This window comes from Pseudomonas sp. WJP1, from assembly GCF_028471945.1.
GTDB lineage: Bacteria > Pseudomonadota > Gammaproteobacteria > Pseudomonadales > Pseudomonadaceae > Aquipseudomonas.
In genome coordinates this window covers 5,265,956-5,283,378 of sequence record NZ_CP110128.1, presented here as the reverse complement: position 1 = coordinate 5,283,378, position 17,423 = coordinate 5,265,956, and the positions used below count along the sequence as shown (strand labels likewise).

At 61.8% G+C, this 17,423-nt stretch carries 6 protein-coding genes and 1 pseudogene; 4 read left to right on the top strand and 3 right to left on the bottom strand.

Annotation, left to right across the window (positions count from 1 at the left end; genetic code table 11):
* Window positions 1-137: 137 nt before the first annotated feature.
* Entirely contained in the window at window positions 138-500 is a 363-nt protein-coding gene (locus tag OH720_RS23620; RefSeq protein ID WP_272603115.1) for a DUF6124 family protein, read from the top strand.
* A gap of 120 nt (window positions 501-620) precedes the next feature.
* On the opposite strand, the gene OH720_RS23615 is transcribed toward OH720_RS23620, so the two are convergent.
* Window positions 621-1,709 (bottom strand): RHS repeat-associated core domain-containing protein, encoded by a 1,089-nt coding sequence (locus OH720_RS23615; RefSeq protein ID WP_272603114.1) that lies wholly within the window; start codon window positions 1,707-1,709, stop codon window positions 621-623.
* Window positions 1,710-2,192: 483 nt separating this feature from the next.
* Window positions 2,193-2,501 carry a hypothetical protein gene (locus OH720_RS23610; RefSeq protein ID WP_272603113.1) on the bottom strand — a complete coding sequence of 103 codons (309 nt, stop codon included), beginning with the start codon at window positions 2,499-2,501 and terminating at the stop codon, window positions 2,193-2,195.
* A gap of 289 nt (window positions 2,502-2,790) precedes the next feature.
* On the opposite strand from OH720_RS23610, the pseudogene OH720_RS23605 reads away from it, so the two are divergent.
* Window positions 2,791-2,958: pseudogene (locus tag OH720_RS23605) on the top strand (DUF6124 family protein); the annotation flags it as partial.
* A 195-nt stretch (window positions 2,959-3,153) separates the two neighbouring features.
* The gene (locus OH720_RS23600; RefSeq protein ID WP_272603112.1) at window positions 3,154-3,372 is read left to right on the top strand and encodes a hypothetical protein; all 219 of its coding nucleotides are present in this window, start codon (window positions 3,154-3,156) and stop codon (window positions 3,370-3,372) included.
* 46 nt (window positions 3,373-3,418) lie between these two features.
* On the opposite strand, the gene OH720_RS23595 is transcribed toward OH720_RS23600, so the two are convergent.
* The gene (locus OH720_RS23595) at window positions 3,419-3,967 is read right to left on the bottom strand and encodes an RNA polymerase factor sigma-70 (RefSeq protein WP_188265168.1); all 549 of its coding nucleotides are present in this window, start codon (window positions 3,965-3,967) and stop codon (window positions 3,419-3,421) included.
* A 374-nt stretch (window positions 3,968-4,341) separates the two neighbouring features.
* On the opposite strand from OH720_RS23595, the gene OH720_RS23590 reads away from it, so the two are divergent.
* Complete coding sequence (locus OH720_RS23590) at window positions 4,342-17,337, top strand: non-ribosomal peptide synthetase (protein WP_272603111.1); 12,996 nt, start codon at window positions 4,342-4,344, stop codon at window positions 17,335-17,337.
* The last annotated feature ends 86 nt before the right edge of the window (window positions 17,338-17,423 follow it).

Genomic DNA, 17,423 nt, shown 5'->3' with positions numbered 1-17,423 from the left:
TTATGGTGGCCATGCGCAGGGCTCCTTCGGGAGCGCCGGTTACGATGCCCGGTCTACCAACCTTCGTATGGTCGCCACCCTTCGTTTGGTAGCGAGGCGGTGATGGCTCCTTTCTAAATAGCATCGGAGTTCCATCCATGTTCAAGGTCACACCCAACCCGCCGGACACCGATCCGGCATCCCCGTACGAAACCCTCGATTCAAAAAAACTCCACGAAGCCGCCGAACGCGCCCTCGACTATCACCTGAAGCCGGACGTCCCCATCATGGACACCCCCTGCACACCCAGCACCATGTTTATCGTCAACCCAGAGCTCGATACCGAAACCCTGCTGGCCCATGCTTGTGAGTCGCTGGCGTCGGCCAATGTCATGACCATGGATCTGGCGGATCATATGGAGGGGCCCAGGCGCAATTCCCTGTTAGGTATTGCGCAAGTCATTATGTTAGGTGAACTGGCGGTGAACCGGGCACTGGATCGACTCGAACCATCTGAGTAGCCACGATCCTTGGGGCGAGGGGGCTTGCCCCTTAGTTATAAAAGCACCATCGGTGTAGACGCTCATTCTTACGCCAATGGTGTTCTATCAAAAAATAAATCTTTCCCGTTATCCCGATATTTAAGTTCGCCAGGAGTTGGCAATATTGTAATCGTGTGTTGTGTCTCTGATGCGTTCTTGAAGTTCGTTAATATTATTTTCTAATGAGATGTGCAGTCCTGAATTTACCGGCGCAACTTCGTATAGACGTTCGGATAGCCGCAATCTAAGCGTTAACCCCTCCATATAAGTTCTGTGCGCAGTATCTAAAGAAGGGCGTCTTTCGCGGGCGGTAGAAAAAACTGATGTGGAATCAATGTTTGTTGAAGCTCGAGACGATGTTGGCGATAGAGAGTGCCTTGGAGTAGCTAAGCTAGAAATAGAGTCTGAATGAAGAGTATGTATGTTGAACTGCTCAACTGGTTGGCTAATCGGATGAACGCTGTATCTGCGGCCAATAATTGGCGGCGCAAGGGTGATTGCGATATCGGTAGTTCCCTCCCTGGTGACGGGGTTCAGTATTCTCAATTTATGGGTATATCGTGCGGTTGTGATTGGTTGAAATGATTTTGGGGTTTTGGTCGAGCGCTTGAGCAAACTTCCCATAAAGCTTGATGCATTGGTGATAAGGGGAAAGTGACCATTTTGGTCGTATAAATTAATCGGGTCTCCGAAGCAATATGCGTACGAATTCACTCCACCTTTTCCAAACGGACTTAAACTGTCTGGACTATTAAATCGCATCAATACCGAATTAAACGCCCGATACCCATTCCCCAATAAATAACACCCTGTCACCGGATCCGGCCGTTCGCCGGTAAAACCGAGCAAGCTGAGTAACCCACTTTCAACAGATCGGTGGCCATAGGGCGAATAAGTGATGGACTGCGGTGGATGATTGGCCTTGACCGTCTGCAACACCGAACGCTGCTGATCGGTGACCAGCAGCGTGATTTCACGCGCATCACCCTCACTTCGATGTTGCGCCAACAACTGGTCAGCCTGCTGGACAATCGAATAGCGCATCGCACCCTGTATCTCGGTGGCCAGCCTGCTTTTGCAGTAGAAGCGCTGGCGCTCGGGGGTATCTGGCAGAGCATGATTGATCAGGCGATCGAGGGGGTCGTAGTGGTAATGGCAGAGTACGGTTTCGCGCGGTGATGATGTCATGGGTGGTTACCCCCAAGTCCGAGATGCGGGAGGTCAGTATTGGCGCCATTGCAAAAGATGGGAACTAGCAGAACTGATAGGTGTGCTGCAAGAAAAGGGGACTAAGAAAAGAGAAAAGAGAAAAGAGAAAAGAGAGAAAAGGGGACAGAAAAGGGGGCAGGTTCTGAGAAATCCCCGATCTTTCTTACGACAAATCAAGAAGTTAAGAAGAGAAAAGAAGAGAAAAGGGGACAGATTTATTTTGAGAGAAGTGTAAAAAAGGGGACGGATTTATTATTTAAATGCAGGTGCGCAAAACATCTGTTCGTTTTTCGGTATCCTTTTTCGCTTGGGCATTGAGCGTCACTACGGGCTGCGACAGCGTCGCCTCGAGGCGCTGAGCGGCACCCCTCATGAAGTCATCACGTCAGCGGGCCGCCAGAGTGCCGTCATGGGGGGCGAAGGGCCTAGTCTAGAACAGGCTAGGCAGCAACGGCAGGACGGTCACGGCGTCACTGCCACCAAGCGGGAGTCACGGGTGCGCCGGTAGATCTTCTCAAGGTCGGCTGCCTCGACGGCATACAGCGCACTCACCGTTGTGATTCCATACAGGAAGCCTTCGGCGCGATGCAACGCCTGATCCAGGGCACTGCGGGTCTCGGCGCTCTCGATGATTTCCAGCAGCATCAGTGCCGCACTGTGTAGCGTCTCAGGCAGGCGCAACGCATCGAGCACGGTAGGCGCGGCCGGCGCTAGGGTCGCGGTCAGCGTGACCGGCGCCGGCGGGATGCCGCTGGTAAAGAAGTTGTCCATGGTAAAAATCTCCGTTTTCGCGAAATAGACGGGCTTCGCATCTAGCCGGTTAAGCCGATACTGGCTGACCACTTTAGCCTGTTCTGGCAATCAGGGGAAAAGGGGACTAGAGGAAAAGGGGACAGGTTTCTTTTGATTGTCCCCTTTTTCCCTTTCTGTGTTTAGGCGAACTGCTGGTGAGCGCGCTGCCACAGTTTGTGCACTTCATCGATCCAATTCAACGGTGGGCTGGCGCCAGCTCGGGCCGAGGAAAAACTTAACGTCCTGTCCTGGATTAGTTGACCACTACAACGCCTGCGAAACTCTAGCGTCGCTGAACGTCCTTACCACCGATTTGGCTTGTAAACTCGAAGGTTCACCGCGCAGTTCGGCGTTGTCGATTCAGCAGTTGGCGGTAGTTGGCGAGTTGTTGGTGAATCGGGCACTGGATAACGTAGATCCGCCCGGTAGTGTATGAGTGTACGGTCGGTAACCGGAAGTGAGTGGTGATAAACAGAAGGACGTCCCTGAGTGACGTCCTTTTTTGCTTGAGATACCACCGATCCTGAACCAACGCTGTCACTCATCAAGGTTTCATCATGAACGGCAGGTCGACGGCCTAGGATGAAGGCATCAGCTCAAACCGCTGCGCCTCCCCACAGGAATCAGAAAAATGATCTCAAGCACAGTCAAAATCGCGCTAATCGCCAGCGCTTTGCTGTTGAGCGCCTGTTCGGGGGGGAGCAGCCACAGCGGTTGTTCCGAAGACTGCCAGCCGTCTGCTGGCTTTACCCCAAGCCACAGCAACAACCCCACCAAACTGAATTTCCAGGGCAGCGCACTTGGCAGCAGCTTCAGCGAATACAGCTCAGGTTTACTACATGACGACTGATTCGTCGCAAATCTCAGAACGGCCTTCTTGATCCAACGAACAAGCCTCAACGCTGGGCAAACGTATCCGCGCGACTCCCCGACACCTTCCTGCAATGCACCAACGCATCCCGAATCATGAAGTTCACCAACGTCGGTGACACCCCCAACTCCTTGGCAATGTCCTTCTGCGGCACGCCATGCAAGCGGTACATCTCAAAGGCATAACGCGTGCGGCTTGGCAGTTCGGTCAGGGCGTCGGCGATGTTTTCAAGGGTGGAGAAGTTGATGTGCGAGGTTTCCGGGGAGGCGCCCTGGATGACCACGTTGAGGCCTTCTTCTTCAGGGCCGGAGTATTTCTGCTCCAGGGCCTGCTTGCGGTAGTGGTCGATCGCCAGGTTGCGCACGATCTGGAACAGGTAGCTGAGCTGCGCCTTGAACGAGGAGGTGATGTTCGGCGCCGATTGCAGGCGGAAGAACGCGTCTTGCACCACATCTTCAGCGCGCGAGCGGCAGCCGGTGATGCGGGCTGCAATCTTGACCAGTATCAGTCGATTGTCGACGAATGCCTGAAGTAGTGGCGAATCGCACCTGCTTGTGGACGCTTGTTCCGTCATTGGAGATCACCTTGCTGCCAATAGGTTAGTGGGACGACAAGAAGGCCGGGGCCGCCCTACACATCGAGCGACAAATTATGTTGAATGATAATGATTGTCAATTGAGAAAGAGAAGTAATGCTCCTTGAAGGTGCAGAGTGAGAACTGCGACACGCTGTCGCGCCACGGCCTGCTTGGTGCGCAAGGCTGTCGACTAATTATTTGCCAGGGTCATCCGTTCTCATTGGTGAATGGCTCCGGGCTGCAGCCCCGGACACCACAGCATTGCCAATGCCTTGCGCGGTCGGCGAAGACCGCGTCCTGCATGCCCCCGAATGGGGCGTGACGTTACGACACCGATTCCAATTGCAAGCCGAATTCAGGCAGGAAACCTCATGACCGACGCGTTCGAACTCCCCAGCACACTGGTCCAAGCCCTCCAGCGCCGCGCGGCCCTGACGCCGGATCGGGTGGCCTTGCGTTTTCTCGCCGAAACCCAGGACCAGGCTGTGGTGCTCAGTTATCGCGAGCTGGATCAGCGGGCGCGGACGATTGCCGGCGCGCTGCAGGCCGAGGCCGGTTTTGGCGAGCGCGCGGTGCTGCTGTTTCCCAGTGGCCCTGATTATGTCGCGGCGTTCTTCGGCTGCCTGTATGCCGGGGTGATCGCGGTGCCGGCCTATCCGCCGGAGTCGGCGCGTCGGCATCATCAGGAGCGGCTGCTGTCGATCATCGGCGATGCCGAGCCGCGCCTGTTGCTGACCAGTGCCAGCCTGCGCGATTCACTGCTGCAGATCGAGGGGGCGCCGCCGCTGTTGTGTGTCGACACCCTCGACCGCGCCCACGCCGAACGCTGGGTCGCGCCTGCCCTGGCAGACGATGACATCGCCTTCCTGCAATACACCTCTGGTTCCACTGCGTTGCCCAAGGGCGTACAGGTCAGCCACGGCAACCTGGTGGCCAACGAGTTGCTGATCCGTCATGGTTTCGGTATCGACCTGAACCCCGACGACGTGATTGTCAGCTGGCTGCCGCTGTACCACGACATGGGCCTGATCGGCGGCCTGTTGCAGCCGATTTTCAGCGGTGTGCCTTGCGTGTTGATGTCGCCGGCGTACTTCCTCGGTCGGCCGCTGCGCTGGCTCGAAGCGATCAGTGAATACGGCGGGACTATTAGTGGCGGGCCGGATTTTGCCTATCGCCTGTGCAGCGAACGGATCAGTGAGTCGGCCCTTGAGCGCCTCGACCTGAGCGGCTGGCGCGTGGCGTATTCCGGGTCGGAACCGATTCGCCTCGACACCCTGGAACGCTTCGCCGAGAAGTTCACCAGCTGCGGTTTCAGCGAAGAGAGTTTCATGGCCTCCTACGGTCTGGCGGAAGCCACGCTGTTCGTTGCCGGTACCCCGCGTGGCCAAGGCATCGGAAATCTGCGGGTGGACGATCAGGCCCTGGCGCAAAACCGTGCCGAGGCCGGCGAGGGCAGCGCGATCATGAACTGTGGCATCAGCCAGCCGGATCATGCGGTGTTGATCATGGACCCGGTGTCGCTCAGCGAACTGGCAGACAACGCGGTCGGTGAAGTCTGGGCCGCTGGGCCGAGTATCGCCCACGGCTACTGGCGTAACCCCGAGGCCTCGGCCAAGACCTTCGTCCAGCACGCAGATAAAAAATGGCTGCGCACCGGAGACCTGGGTTTCATGCGCGCCGGTGAACTGTTCATCACCGGGCGCCTGAAGGACATGCTGATCGTTCGCGGCCACAACCTGTATCCGCAGGACATCGAGCAGACCGTCGAGCGTGAAGTGGAGGTGGTGCGCAAGGGGCGCGTCGCGGCCTTTGCGGTGAATATCGACGGCCAGGAAGGCATTGGCATTGCCGCGGAGATCAGCCGCAGCGTGCAAAAAATCCTCCCGCCCGATGCCTTGATCAAGGCCATCCGCCAGGCCGTGGCCGAGGCGTATCAGCAAGCGCCGAGCGTGGTGGTGCTGCTCAATCCGGGCGCCTTGCCCAAGACCTCCAGCGGCAAGCTGCAACGCTCGGCGTGCCGCAATCGCCTGGCCGATGGCAGCCTCGACAGTTATGCGCTGTTCCCTTCGGCGGTCACAGAAAGCGCAGGCAATGGCGAGTCCGCCTCGGAGCTGCAAAGCCTGATCGGCCAGATCTGGTGCGAGCAATTGCAGGTCAAGCAGGTCGCTGCCGACGATCACTTCTTCCTGCTCGGCGGTAACTCCATCGCGGCCACGCAAGTGGTGGCGCGCCTGCGGGAAACACTCGGCTTGGAGCTGAACCTGCGCCTGCTGTTCGAAGCACCGACCCTTGGCGCCTTCGCCGACGCGGTGGCCCGGCAACAGCAGGACGGTGGTCTCGCCCAGGGCGCAATCACCTCTCTGGCGCGCAACGAAGCCATGCCGCAATCCCTGGCGCAGAATCGCCTGTGGATCACCTGGCAACTCGACCCGCAGAGCAGCGCCTACAACATTCCCGGTGCCTTGCGCCTGCGCGGTGAGCTGGACGAAGACGCTCTGCGCAGCAGTTTCCAGCAGTTGATCGAACGCCACGAATCCCTGCGTACGCGCTTCTTCGAGCGTGACGGGGTGGCGTTGCAGCAGGTGGATGCGGCCGCTGAATTCAATCTGCAACGCATCGACATCAGCGATCTGCCGGTGGCCGAGCGTGAAGCCCGGGCGCAGCAAATCCGCGAGGACGAAGCGCGCACTCAGTTCGACCTGGAGAAAGGTCCGTTGCTCTGGGTGACGCTGGTGCGCCTCGACGACGAAGATCACCAGTTGCTGGTGACGCTGCACCACATCATCGCCGACGGTTGGTCGATGAATGTGTTGATCGACGAGTTTTCCCGGCTGTACGCGGCGGCCGCGCAAGGACAACAGGCCACGCTCGCGCCATTGCCCACCCAGTACGCCGACTACGGCAGCTGGCAGCGCCAATGGCTGGCGCAAGGGGAGGGCGAGCGCCAACTGGCTTACTGGAAAGCGCAGTTGGGTGAGGAGCATCCAACCCTGGACCTGGCCTGCGACCACCCGCGCTCGGCGCAACAGTTGCACAGCGCCGCCCGCCACACCGTGCGTTTGGACGCGGCCTTGAGCGATGCCCTGCGCCAGACTGCCCAGGCCCATCAGGCCACGCCGTACATGCTGTTGCTCGCCGCGTTCCAGAGCCTGTTGCATCGCTACAGCGGTGCGCGCGATATCCGCATCGGCGTGCCCAATGCCAACCGTCCGCGCCTGGAAACCCAGGGCCTGATCGGCTTCTTCATCAACACCCAGGTGCTGCGTGCCGAGGTGGATTCGCGCTTGCCGTTCGTTGAGCTGCTGGCGCAAACCCGACAGGCCGCGTTGGGTGCACAGGCGCATCAGGACCTGCCGTTCGAGCAACTGTTAGAGGCGTTCCCGCATGCGCGTGAACAGGGCCTGTTCCAGGTCATGTTCAACCACCAGCAACGGGATCTCAGTGCCTTGAAACGCTTGCCGGGGCTGCTCGCCGAAGAGCTGCCGTGGCACAGTCGCGAGGCCAAGTTCGACCTGCAGTTGCACAGCGAAGAAGACCGCAACGGGCGCTTGAGCCTGTCCTTCGACTACGCCAGCGAGCTGTTCGATGCCGCGACCATCGAGCGTCTGGCCGAGCATTACAGCAACCTGTTGCGCACCATCAGTGAGCAACCGCACACCGCCATCGGCGACCTGCCATTGCTGACCGGGCCTGAGTCTGATCAGCAAGCGCAGTGGGCCGTTGCCCCGTGCCCGCCTGCCCGCCGCTGGATTCCGGAGCTGCTCAACGAACAGGCACGCCTGAGCCCGGAACGCACCGCGCTGCTGTGGGACGGCGGCAGCCTGGATTTCGCCGAGCTGCACACCCAGGCCAATCGCCTGGCCCATTATCTGCGCGACAAAGGCGTCGGCCCGGATGTGTGTGTGGCCATTGCCGCCGAGCGTTCACCGCAACTGCTGATCGGCCTGCTGGCGATCATCAAGGCCGGTGGCGCCTACGTGCCACTCGATCCGGATTACCCGGCCGAACGCCTGGCCTACATGCTCAGCGACAGCGGCGTCGAGTTGCTGCTGACGCAAACTCAATTGCTCGAGCGCTTGCCAGCGACCGACGGCGTCAGCGTGATCGCGATGGACGCCCTGCATCTGGAAAACTGGCCAAGCCACACGCCGGGCCTGCACCTGCACGGCGACAACCTGGCGTACGTGATCTACACCTCCGGCTCGACCGGGCAACCGAAAGGCGTCGGCAACACTCACGCGGCCCTCGCCGAACGCCTGCAATGGATGCAGGACACTTACCGCCTGAATGAAACCGATGTGCTGATGCAGAAGGCGCCGATCAGTTTCGACGTGTCGGTGTGGGAGTGCTTCTGGCCGCTGATCACCGGGGCCCGGCTGCTGCTTGCCGGGCCGGGTGAACACCGCGATCCGCATCGCATCGCGCAACTGGTCCAAGCCTACGGCGTGACCACGCTGCACTTCGTGCCGCCGCTGCTGGCGTTGTTCATCGACGAGCCGCTGAGCGCCGAATGCACCAGCCTGCGTCGGCTGTTCTCCGGTGGCGAAGCGCTGCCGTCCGAGCTGCGCAACCGCGTGCTGCAGCAACTGCCGGCCGTGCAGTTGCACAACCGCTACGGCCCGACCGAAACCGCGATCAACGTGACCCATTGGCACTGCTCCCGTGCCGATGGCGAGCGCTCGCCGATTGGCCGGCCGCTGGGCAACGTGATCTGCCGCGTACTCGACAGTGATCTGAATCCCGTACCGGCCAGTGTGCCGGGCGAACTGTGCATCAGCGGCATCGGCTTGGCCCGTGGTTATCTGGGTCGCCCGGGCCTGACCGCCGAGCGTTTTGTGGTCGATCCCTTGGGCGAGCAGGGCGCGCGCCTGTACCGCACCGGTGACCGTGCGCGCTGGTCCACCGATGGCGTGATCGAATACCTCGGACGTCTCGATCAGCAGGTCAAGTTGCGCGGCTTTCGCGTCGAGCCGGAAGAAATCGAAGCGCGGCTGTTGGCGCAAGTCGGTGTCGCCCAAGCCGTGGTGCTGGTGCGAGAAACGTCGGCCGGTGGCCAGTTGATCGGCTACTACACCGCCGATTCCACTGAATCTGCAGAAACCCAAACCACCCGCCTGAAAAGCGCACTGGCGGCGGAACTGCCGGAATACATGGTCCCGGCACAGTTGATGCGCCTGGACCAGATGCCCCTCAGCCCGAGTGGCAAACTCGACCGCCGTGCCTTGCCGGAGCCGCAGTGGCAGGTTCGCGAACACGTCGAGCCGGTTACGGAGCTGGAACAACAGATCGCCGGCATCTGGCGTGCCGTGCTTGGCCTGGGGCAAGTCGGCCTGCGCGACGATTTCTTCGCCCTCGGCGGCCATTCGCTGCTGGCCACGCAAATCATTTCCCGCACGCGCCAGGCCTGCGACGTCGAGTTGCCGCTGCGCGCGCTGTTCGAAAACAGCGAGCTTGGCGCCTTTGCCGAACAGGTGCGCCTGATCCTGGCCAGCGGCCGTACCAACGAACAGCCGCCGATCGCCAAGGTCGACCGCAGCCAAGCGGTGCCGCTGTCCTATTCCCAGCAGCGCATGTGGTTCCTCTGGCAGATGGAGCCGGACAGCCCGGCCTACAACGTCGGCGGCATGGCGCGCTTGCGCGGGGTGCTGGATGTCGGGCGATTCGAGGCCGCGTTGCATGCCTTGATCATGCGTCACGAAACTCTGCGCACCACCTTTCCGAGCGTCGATGGCGTCGCGCGCCAGCGGGTGCATGCCTCAACTTCAGTGCGCATGGACTGCAAGGACTTCACCGCGCTGGATGCCGATGGCCGCGAGTGGCAAGTGCAGCAACTGGCCGACGATGAAGCGCACAAACCCTTCGATCTGGAAACCGGTCCGCTGCTGCGCGCCTGCCTGGTCAAGACCGCCGAGCAGGAACATTACCTGGTGCTGACCCTGCACCACATCGTCACCGAAGGCTGGGCGATGGACATCTTTGCCCGGGAACTCAGTGCGCTCTACGAGGCCTTCGTCGAGGATCGTGAATCACCGCTGGCACCGTTGCCGGTGCAGTACCTGGATTACAGCGTCTGGCAGCGCCAATGGCTGGAGTCCGGTGAGCGCCAGCGCCAGCTCGACTACTGGACGGCGCAACTGGGCCGTGAGCATCCGCTGCTGGAATTGCCGGCCGACCGTCCGCGCCCACCGGTGCAAAGCCACCAGGGCGAGTTGTACCGTTTCGACCTCAGCGATGAGCTGGCGGCACGGGTGCGTGCCTTCAATGCGCAAAACGGCCTGACCCTGTTCATGACCATGACCGCCGCCCTGGCCACGCTGCTGTATCGCTATAGCGGCCAGACTGACCTGCGCATCGGCGCGCCGGTGGCCAACCGGATTCGCCCGGAAAGCGAAGGGCTGATCGGTGCGTTCCTCAACACCCAGGTGCTGCGTTGCCAGCTCGATGGGCAGATGTCCGTCGGCGAGTTGTTCGAGCAGGTTCGCCACACCGTGATCGAGGGCCAGTCCCATCAGGACCTGCCGTTCGATCATCTGGTCGAAGCCTTGCAGCCACCGCGCAGCGCCGCCTACAACCCATTGTTCCAGGTGATGTGCAACGTGCAGCGCTGGGAGTTCCAGCAGAGCCGCACCCTGGCCGGCATGACCGTGCAATACCTGGCCAACGATGCCCGCGCGACCAAGTTCGACCTCAACCTGGAAGTCACCGACCTCGACCATCGCCTCGGTTGCTGCCTGACCTACAGCACCGATCTGTTCGACGAGCCGCGCATTGCGCGCATGGCCGCCCATTGGCGCAACCTGCTGGAGGCGCTGATTACCGATCCGCAGCAGCGCCTCAGTGAGTTGCCGTTGCTCGAGGCCGGTGAACAGCAACAGCTGCTCGACAGCCTTGGCGTCGAGCCGGGCGAGCATCGACTCGACCAGTGCATCCATCAGCTGTTCAGCGAACAGGCCCTGGCGCGCCCCGATGCGCCGGCCCTGACCTTCGCCGGGCAAACCCTGAGCTACGCCGAACTCGACAGCCGCGCCAATCGCCTGGCCTGGATGCTGCGCGAGCGTGGCGTCGGCCCGCAGGTGCGGGTGGGCCTGGCGCTGGAGCGGTCGCTGGAGATGGTCGTCGGCCTGCTGGCGATCCTCAAGGCCGGTGGCGCCTACGTGCCGCTGGACCCGGAATACCCGCTGGATCGCCTGCACTACATGATCGAAGACAGCGGCGTCGGTCTGCTGCTCAGTGACGCGGCGATGTTCCAGGCCCTTGGCGATTTGCCCGTGGGCGTCGGCCGCTGGTGCCTGGAGGAAGACACGGCGGCGCTTGCCAATTATCCAGTGTCCGAACTGCCATCCATCAGCCTGCCACAACATCAGGCCTACCTGATCTACACCTCGGGTTCCACCGGTAAACCGAAAGGCGTGGTGGTGTCCCACGGCGAAATCGCCATGCATTGCCGCGCGGTGATCGAGCGTTTCGGCATGCGCCCGGACGACTGCGAGTTGCACTTCTATTCGATCAACTTCGACGCCGCCACCGAGCGTCTATTAGTGCCGCTATTGAGCGGTGCCCAAGTTGTGCTGCGCGCCCAGGGCCAATGGGACGCGCAAGAGATCTGCGAACTGATCCGTCGCCACCACATCAACATCCTCGGTTTCACCCCGAGCTATGGCAGCCAGTTGGCGCAGTGGCTGGCAACGCAGAACGCAACCCTGCCGGTGCGCATGATCATCACCGGCGGCGAGGCGCTGACCGGTGAACACCTGGCGCGGATTCGTGCGGCGTTCAATCCGAACCTGTTCTTCAATGCCTACGGCCCGACGGAAACCGTAGTCATGCCTCTGGCCAGCCTGGCCCCCGAGGTGTTGGAAGAAGGCGCAGGCAGCGTGCCGATCGGCAGTGTGATCGGAGACCGCGTGGCGTACATTCTCGATGCCGACCTGGCGTTGGTGCCGCAGGGCGCGACCGGCGAGTTGTACGTCGGAGGTGCCGGCCTGGCCCAGGGTTATCACCAGCGTGCGGGCATGACCGCTGAGCGCTTTGTCGCCGATCCGTTTGCCGGCAACGGCGGGCGTATCTACCGCACTGGCGACCTGGTGCGCCAGCGCGCCGATGGTCTGGTGGAATACCTCGGGCGAATTGACCATCAAGTGAAAATTCGTGGTTTCCGCATCGAGCTGGGCGAGATCGAAACCCGTTTGCTGGAACATGAATCGGTGCGTGAAGCGGTGGTGTTGGCGCTCGATGCACCGAGCGGCAAGCAACTGGTCGGCTATCTGGTCACCGACGTTGCCGAACAGGGCCCGTCGCAACAAACCGCCCTGCGTGAATCACTCAAGTCGCACCTCAAGTCCCAGCTGCCGGATTACATGGTGCCCACGCACCTGATCCTGCTGGCCAGCATGCCGCTGACCGCCAACGGCAAGCTCGACCGCCGCGCACTGCCGGCGCCAGACCCGGAGCTGAACCGCCAGCACTATGTGGCACCCAGCAACGCGCTGGAGCTGACGTTGGCGCAGATCTGGTGCGAAGTGCTGAACGTCGAACAGGTCGGGCTCAACGATAACTTCTTCGAGCTCGGTGGCGACTCGATCCTGTCGATTCAGGTGGTCAGCCGCGCGCGCCAGCAGGGCATTCACTTCAGCCCCCGCGACCTGTTCCAGCATCAGACCGTACAGACTCTCGCCGCCGTGGCGACCCGCACCGAGCAGGTCACTGCCGAGCAAGGTTTGCTCAGCGGCGAGTCGCGCCTGACGCCGATCCAGCACTGGTTCTTCGACACCGCCATTCCCCAGCGCCAACACTGGAACCAGGCGTTGCTGTTGCAACCGAGCGAGGCCCTGGAACCCCATCGCCTGGAGCAAGCGTTGCTGGCGGTGATTGAACAGCACGATGCGTTGCGCTTGCGCTTCAACCAGGTGGGCGGTCAATGGCACGCGCAGCACCAGGCGCTTTCCGACATGCCGGTACTGTGGCAAGTCCGTGTCGCGTCCATGGACAAATGCGCCGCCCTGTTCGCCGACGCCCAGCGCAGCCTCGATCTCGAAGAGGGACCGTTGCTGCGGGTGTTGCTGGTCGATGGTCCCCAGGGTCAGCAACGCTTGTTCATCGCGATTCACCACCTGGTGATCGACGGCGTTTCATGGCGCGTGCTGCTGGACGATCTGCAAAACGTCTATCGCCAACTCGATGCGCAACAGCCGGTGAAACTGCCGGCCAAGACCAGCGCCTTCAAGGACTGGGCCGCACGCTTGCAGGCCTATGCCGGCAGCGAATCCCTGCGTGAAGAACTGGGTTGGTGGCAGGCGCAATTGGCCGGGCCGAGCGCCGAATTGCCCTGCGATCGACCGGAAGGTGGTCGTCAGCAGCGGCATGCGCAAACCGTCAGCGTGCGCCTCGACAGCGAGCGCACCCGGCAATTGCTGCAACAGGCGCCGAGTGCTTATCGCACCCAGGTCAATGACCTGTTGCTGACCGCGTTGGCCCGTGTGCTGTGCCGTTGGAGCGGTCACGAGTCGGCACTGATCCAACTCGAAGGCCATGGCCGCGAGGCGCTGTTCGACGACATCGACCTGACCCGCACCGTCGGCTGGTTCACCAGCGCCTACCCGCTGCGCCTGACGCCCTCGAACATCGAGGAGGCGGCCGGGCAGGGCGCATCGATCAAGGCGATCAAGGAGCAACTGCGCGCCGTGCCGCACAAAGGCCTGGGATATGGCGTGCTGCGTTATCTGGCGGATGAGCCGAGCCGCCAGCGCATGGCCGAGCTGCCGGCAGCGCCGATCACTTTCAACTACCTGGGGCAGTTCGACCAGAGCTTTGCGGCCGATGCGCTATTCCATCCATTGGATGAAGCCATTGGCGCGGCGCACGATGCGCAGGCACCGCTGCCGAATGAATTGAGCGTCGACAGTCAGGTCTACGGCGGCGAACTGGTGCTGCGCTGGACCTTCAGCGCCGAACGGTATGAGCCTCAGACCATCAGCGAGCTGGCAGATGCCTACCTGGGTGAATTGCGCAGCCTGATCGAGCACTGCCTGCGCGATGACGCGGGCGGCCTGACACCGTCGGACTTCCCGCTGGCGAAACTGAACCAGGCGCAACTGGATGCGCTACCGATTGCCGCGGCGCAGATCGAAGACGTCTACCCGCTGACGCCGATGCAGGAAGGCATGCTGCTGCACACCCTGCTGGAACCCGGCACGGGCCTGTACTACATGCAGGATCGCTACCGCATCAACAGCGAGCTCGATGCGCAGCGTTTCGCCCAGGCCTGGCAAGCGGTGATCGCCCGTCACGAAGCCTTGCGCGCCTCGTTCTGCTGGAACGTCGGCGAAGACATGCTGCAGGTCATCCACAAGCCGGGCAGCACGCCGATCGAGTACCTGGACTGGAGCGAGATCGCCGCCGCCGAACAGGAGCCGAAGCTGCAGGCCTTGCTCAAGTCCGAGCGCGAGGCGGGGTTCGATCTGCTCAACCAGGCACCGTTCCACCTGCGCTTGATCCGGGTGGGCGCCGCACGTTACTGGTTCATGATGAGCAACCACCACATCCTGATCGATGCCTGGTGCCGCTCGCTGCTGATGAACGACTTCTTCGAGATCTACACCGCCCTCGGCGAAGGCCGGGAAGCGCAGTTGGCCTTGCCGCCGCGTTACCGCGACTACATCGCCTGGCTGCAACACCAGAGCCTGGCCGAAGCGCGGCAATGGTGGAAAACCAATCTGCAAGGCTTTGAGCGGACCACGCCGATCCCGAGCGACCGGCCGTTCCTGCGCGAACATGCCGGCGACAGCGGCGGCATGATCGTCGGCGACCGCTACACCCGCCTCGATGCCCATGACGGTGCGCGGCTGCGTGAACTGGCCCAGGCGCATCAGCTGACCATCAACACCTTTGCCCAAGCGGCTTGGGCGTTGGTATTGCGCCGGTTGAGTGGTGATCGCGACGTGCTGTTCGGGGTCACGGTGGCCGGACGTCCGGTCGAGATGCCAGAGATGCAACGCACCGTCGGCCTGTTCATCAACAGCATCGCGCTGCGGGTGAAAATGCCTGACGACGATCAGCGTTGCAGCGTGCGCGAATGGCTGGGCGGTTTGCTCGACAGCAACATGCAGCTGCGTGAGTACGAGTACCTGCCGCTGGTGAGCATCCAGGAAAACAGCGAACTGCCCAAGGGCCAGCCGCTGTTCGACAGCCTGTTCGTGTTTGAAAACGCCCCGGTGGAAGTCTCGGTGCTGGACCGTGCGCAAAGCCTGAAGGCGACCTCGGATTCGGGCCGCACCCACACAAACTTCCCGCTGACGGCGGTGTGTTATCCAGGTGATGACCTGGGCTTGCACCTGTCCTATGACCAGCGTTATTTCGATGAGTCCACCGTCGAGCGCATGCTCGGCGAGTTCAAGCGCCTGCTGCTGGCGTTGGTCGAAGGCTTCCATGGCGACATGGCAGACCTGCCGCTGCTGGGTGCGCAAGAGCAGGACTTCCTGATCCACGGCTGCAACCAGAGCGAGCACGTTTACCCCCTGGAGCAGAGCTACGTTGCCTTGTTTGAAGCGCAAGTGGCGGCGCATCCGCAGCGGATTGCCGCCAGTTGCCTGGATCAGCACTACAGCTACCTGGAATTGAACCAGCGCAGTAACCGCCTCGGCCATGCGCTGATTGCCGCTGGCGTCGGGCTGGATCAACCGGTGGCGCTGCTGGCCGAACGCAGCCTCGATTTGCTCGGCATGATCATCGGCAGCTTCAAGGCGGGGGCGGGTTATCTGCCGCTGGACCCGGGGCTGCCGAGCCAGCGCCTGAGTCGCATCATCGACTTGAGTCGCACGCCGTTGCTGCTGTGCACCCGCGCCTGTCACGCACAAGCGCTGACGTTGCTGGATGAGTTCGGTTGCGCCAGTCGCCCGCGGTTGCTGGTGTGGGAAGACGTGCAGGCGAGCGATATATCGGTGGCCAACCCGGACATCCACAGCGGGCCGGACAACCTGGCCTACGTGATCTACACCTCCGGCTCCACCGGTTTGCCCAAGGGTGTGATGGTCGAACAGCGCGGCATGCTCAATAACCAGTTGAGCAAGGTGCCATACCTGAGCCTGAGCGAAGCAGACGTGATTGCCCAGACCGCTTCGCAAAGCTTCGATATTTCGGTCTGGCAGTTCCTCGCCGCGCCGCTGTTCGGCGCGCGGGTGGACATCGTGCCGAACACCATCGCTCATGACCCGCAAGGTTTGCTTGCCCACGTCCAAAGCCAGGGCATCACCGTGCTGGAAAGCGTGCCGTCGTTGATCCAGGGCATGCTCGCCCAGGAACGCATGAGCCTCGATGGCCTGCGCTGGATGTTGCCGACGGGGGAGGCGATGCCGCCGGAACTGGCGCACCAATGGCTGTTGCGCTACCCGCAGATCGGGCTGGTGAATGCCTATGGCCCGGCGGAATGCTCGGATGACGTGGCGTTCTTCCGCGTCGACATGGCCTCCACCCGCGGCAGCTATCTGCCCATCGGTACGCCGACCGACAACAACCGCCTCTACCTGCTCGACGGCGCGCTGGAGCTGGTGCCGCTGGGTGCAGTGGGCGAGTTGTGCGTCGCTGGCACCGGGGTCGGGCGCGGCTACGTCAGCGATCCGCTGCGCACGGCCCAGGTGTTTGTGCCGAACCCGTTCGGTGCACCGGGCGATCGCCTGTATCGCACCGGCGACCTGGCCCGCCGTCGCAGTGACGGCGTGCTGGAATACGTCGGGCGTATCGACCATCAGGTGAAGATTCGCGGCTACCGCATCGAACTGGGTGAAATCGAAGCGCGTCTGCATGAACAATCGGAGGTCCGCGACGCGGCGGTCGGTGTGCAGGAAGGGGCCAATGGCAAGCACCTGGTGGGCTATCTGGTGGCGGCGGATTCAACACTGAATCCGGCTGAACGCCTGGAGCGCATCAAGCAACGCCTGCGCGCCGAACTGCCGGAATACATGGTGCCGCTGCATTGGCTGTGGCTCGACAAGCTGCCGCTCAACGCCAACGGCAAACTGGATCGCAAGGCCCTGCCGGCGCTGGAGATCGGCCAGCTGCAAAGCCAGGACTACCAGGCGCCGCGCAACGACCTGGAGCGGACGTTGGCGGACATCTGGGCCGAGGTGCTGAAGGTCGAGAAAGTCGGCGTCCGCGACAACTTCTTCGAGCTGGGCGGGCATTCGCTGCTGGCCACGCAGATCGCCTCGCGGGTGCAGAAAACCCTGCAGCGCGATGTGCCGCTGCGGGCGATGTTCGAATGCAGCACGGTGGAGGAACTGGCCGGGTACATCGATGGGTTGGCGGCCAGCGACATCACCGAGGAGAAGGTGGATCGGTTGAATGACTTGATGGCGGAGCTGGAGGGGCTTTGATTCCCTAGTGTCTGTACCGGCCCCAATCGCTGGCAAGCCAGCTCCCACAAGGTTTTGCGGTGTTCACACATTGTGTGTTCACCAAC

Coding starts and splice junctions, on each gene's coding strand:
- OH720_RS23620 (WP_272603115.1), top strand. CDS start 138: ATGTTCAAGGTCACACCCAACCCGCCGGACACCGATCCGGCATCCCCG.
- OH720_RS23615 (WP_272603114.1), bottom strand. CDS start 1,709: ATGACATCATCACCGCGCGAAACCGTACTCTGCCATTACCACTACGAC.
- OH720_RS23610 (WP_272603113.1), bottom strand. CDS start 2,501: ATGGACAACTTCTTTACCAGCGGCATCCCGCCGGCGCCGGTCACGCTG.
- OH720_RS23600 (WP_272603112.1), top strand. CDS start 3,154: ATGATCTCAAGCACAGTCAAAATCGCGCTAATCGCCAGCGCTTTGCTG.
- OH720_RS23595 (WP_188265168.1), bottom strand. CDS start 3,967: ATGACGGAACAAGCGTCCACAAGCAGGTGCGATTCGCCACTACTTCAG.
- OH720_RS23590 (WP_272603111.1), top strand. CDS start 4,342: ATGACCGACGCGTTCGAACTCCCCAGCACACTGGTCCAAGCCCTCCAG.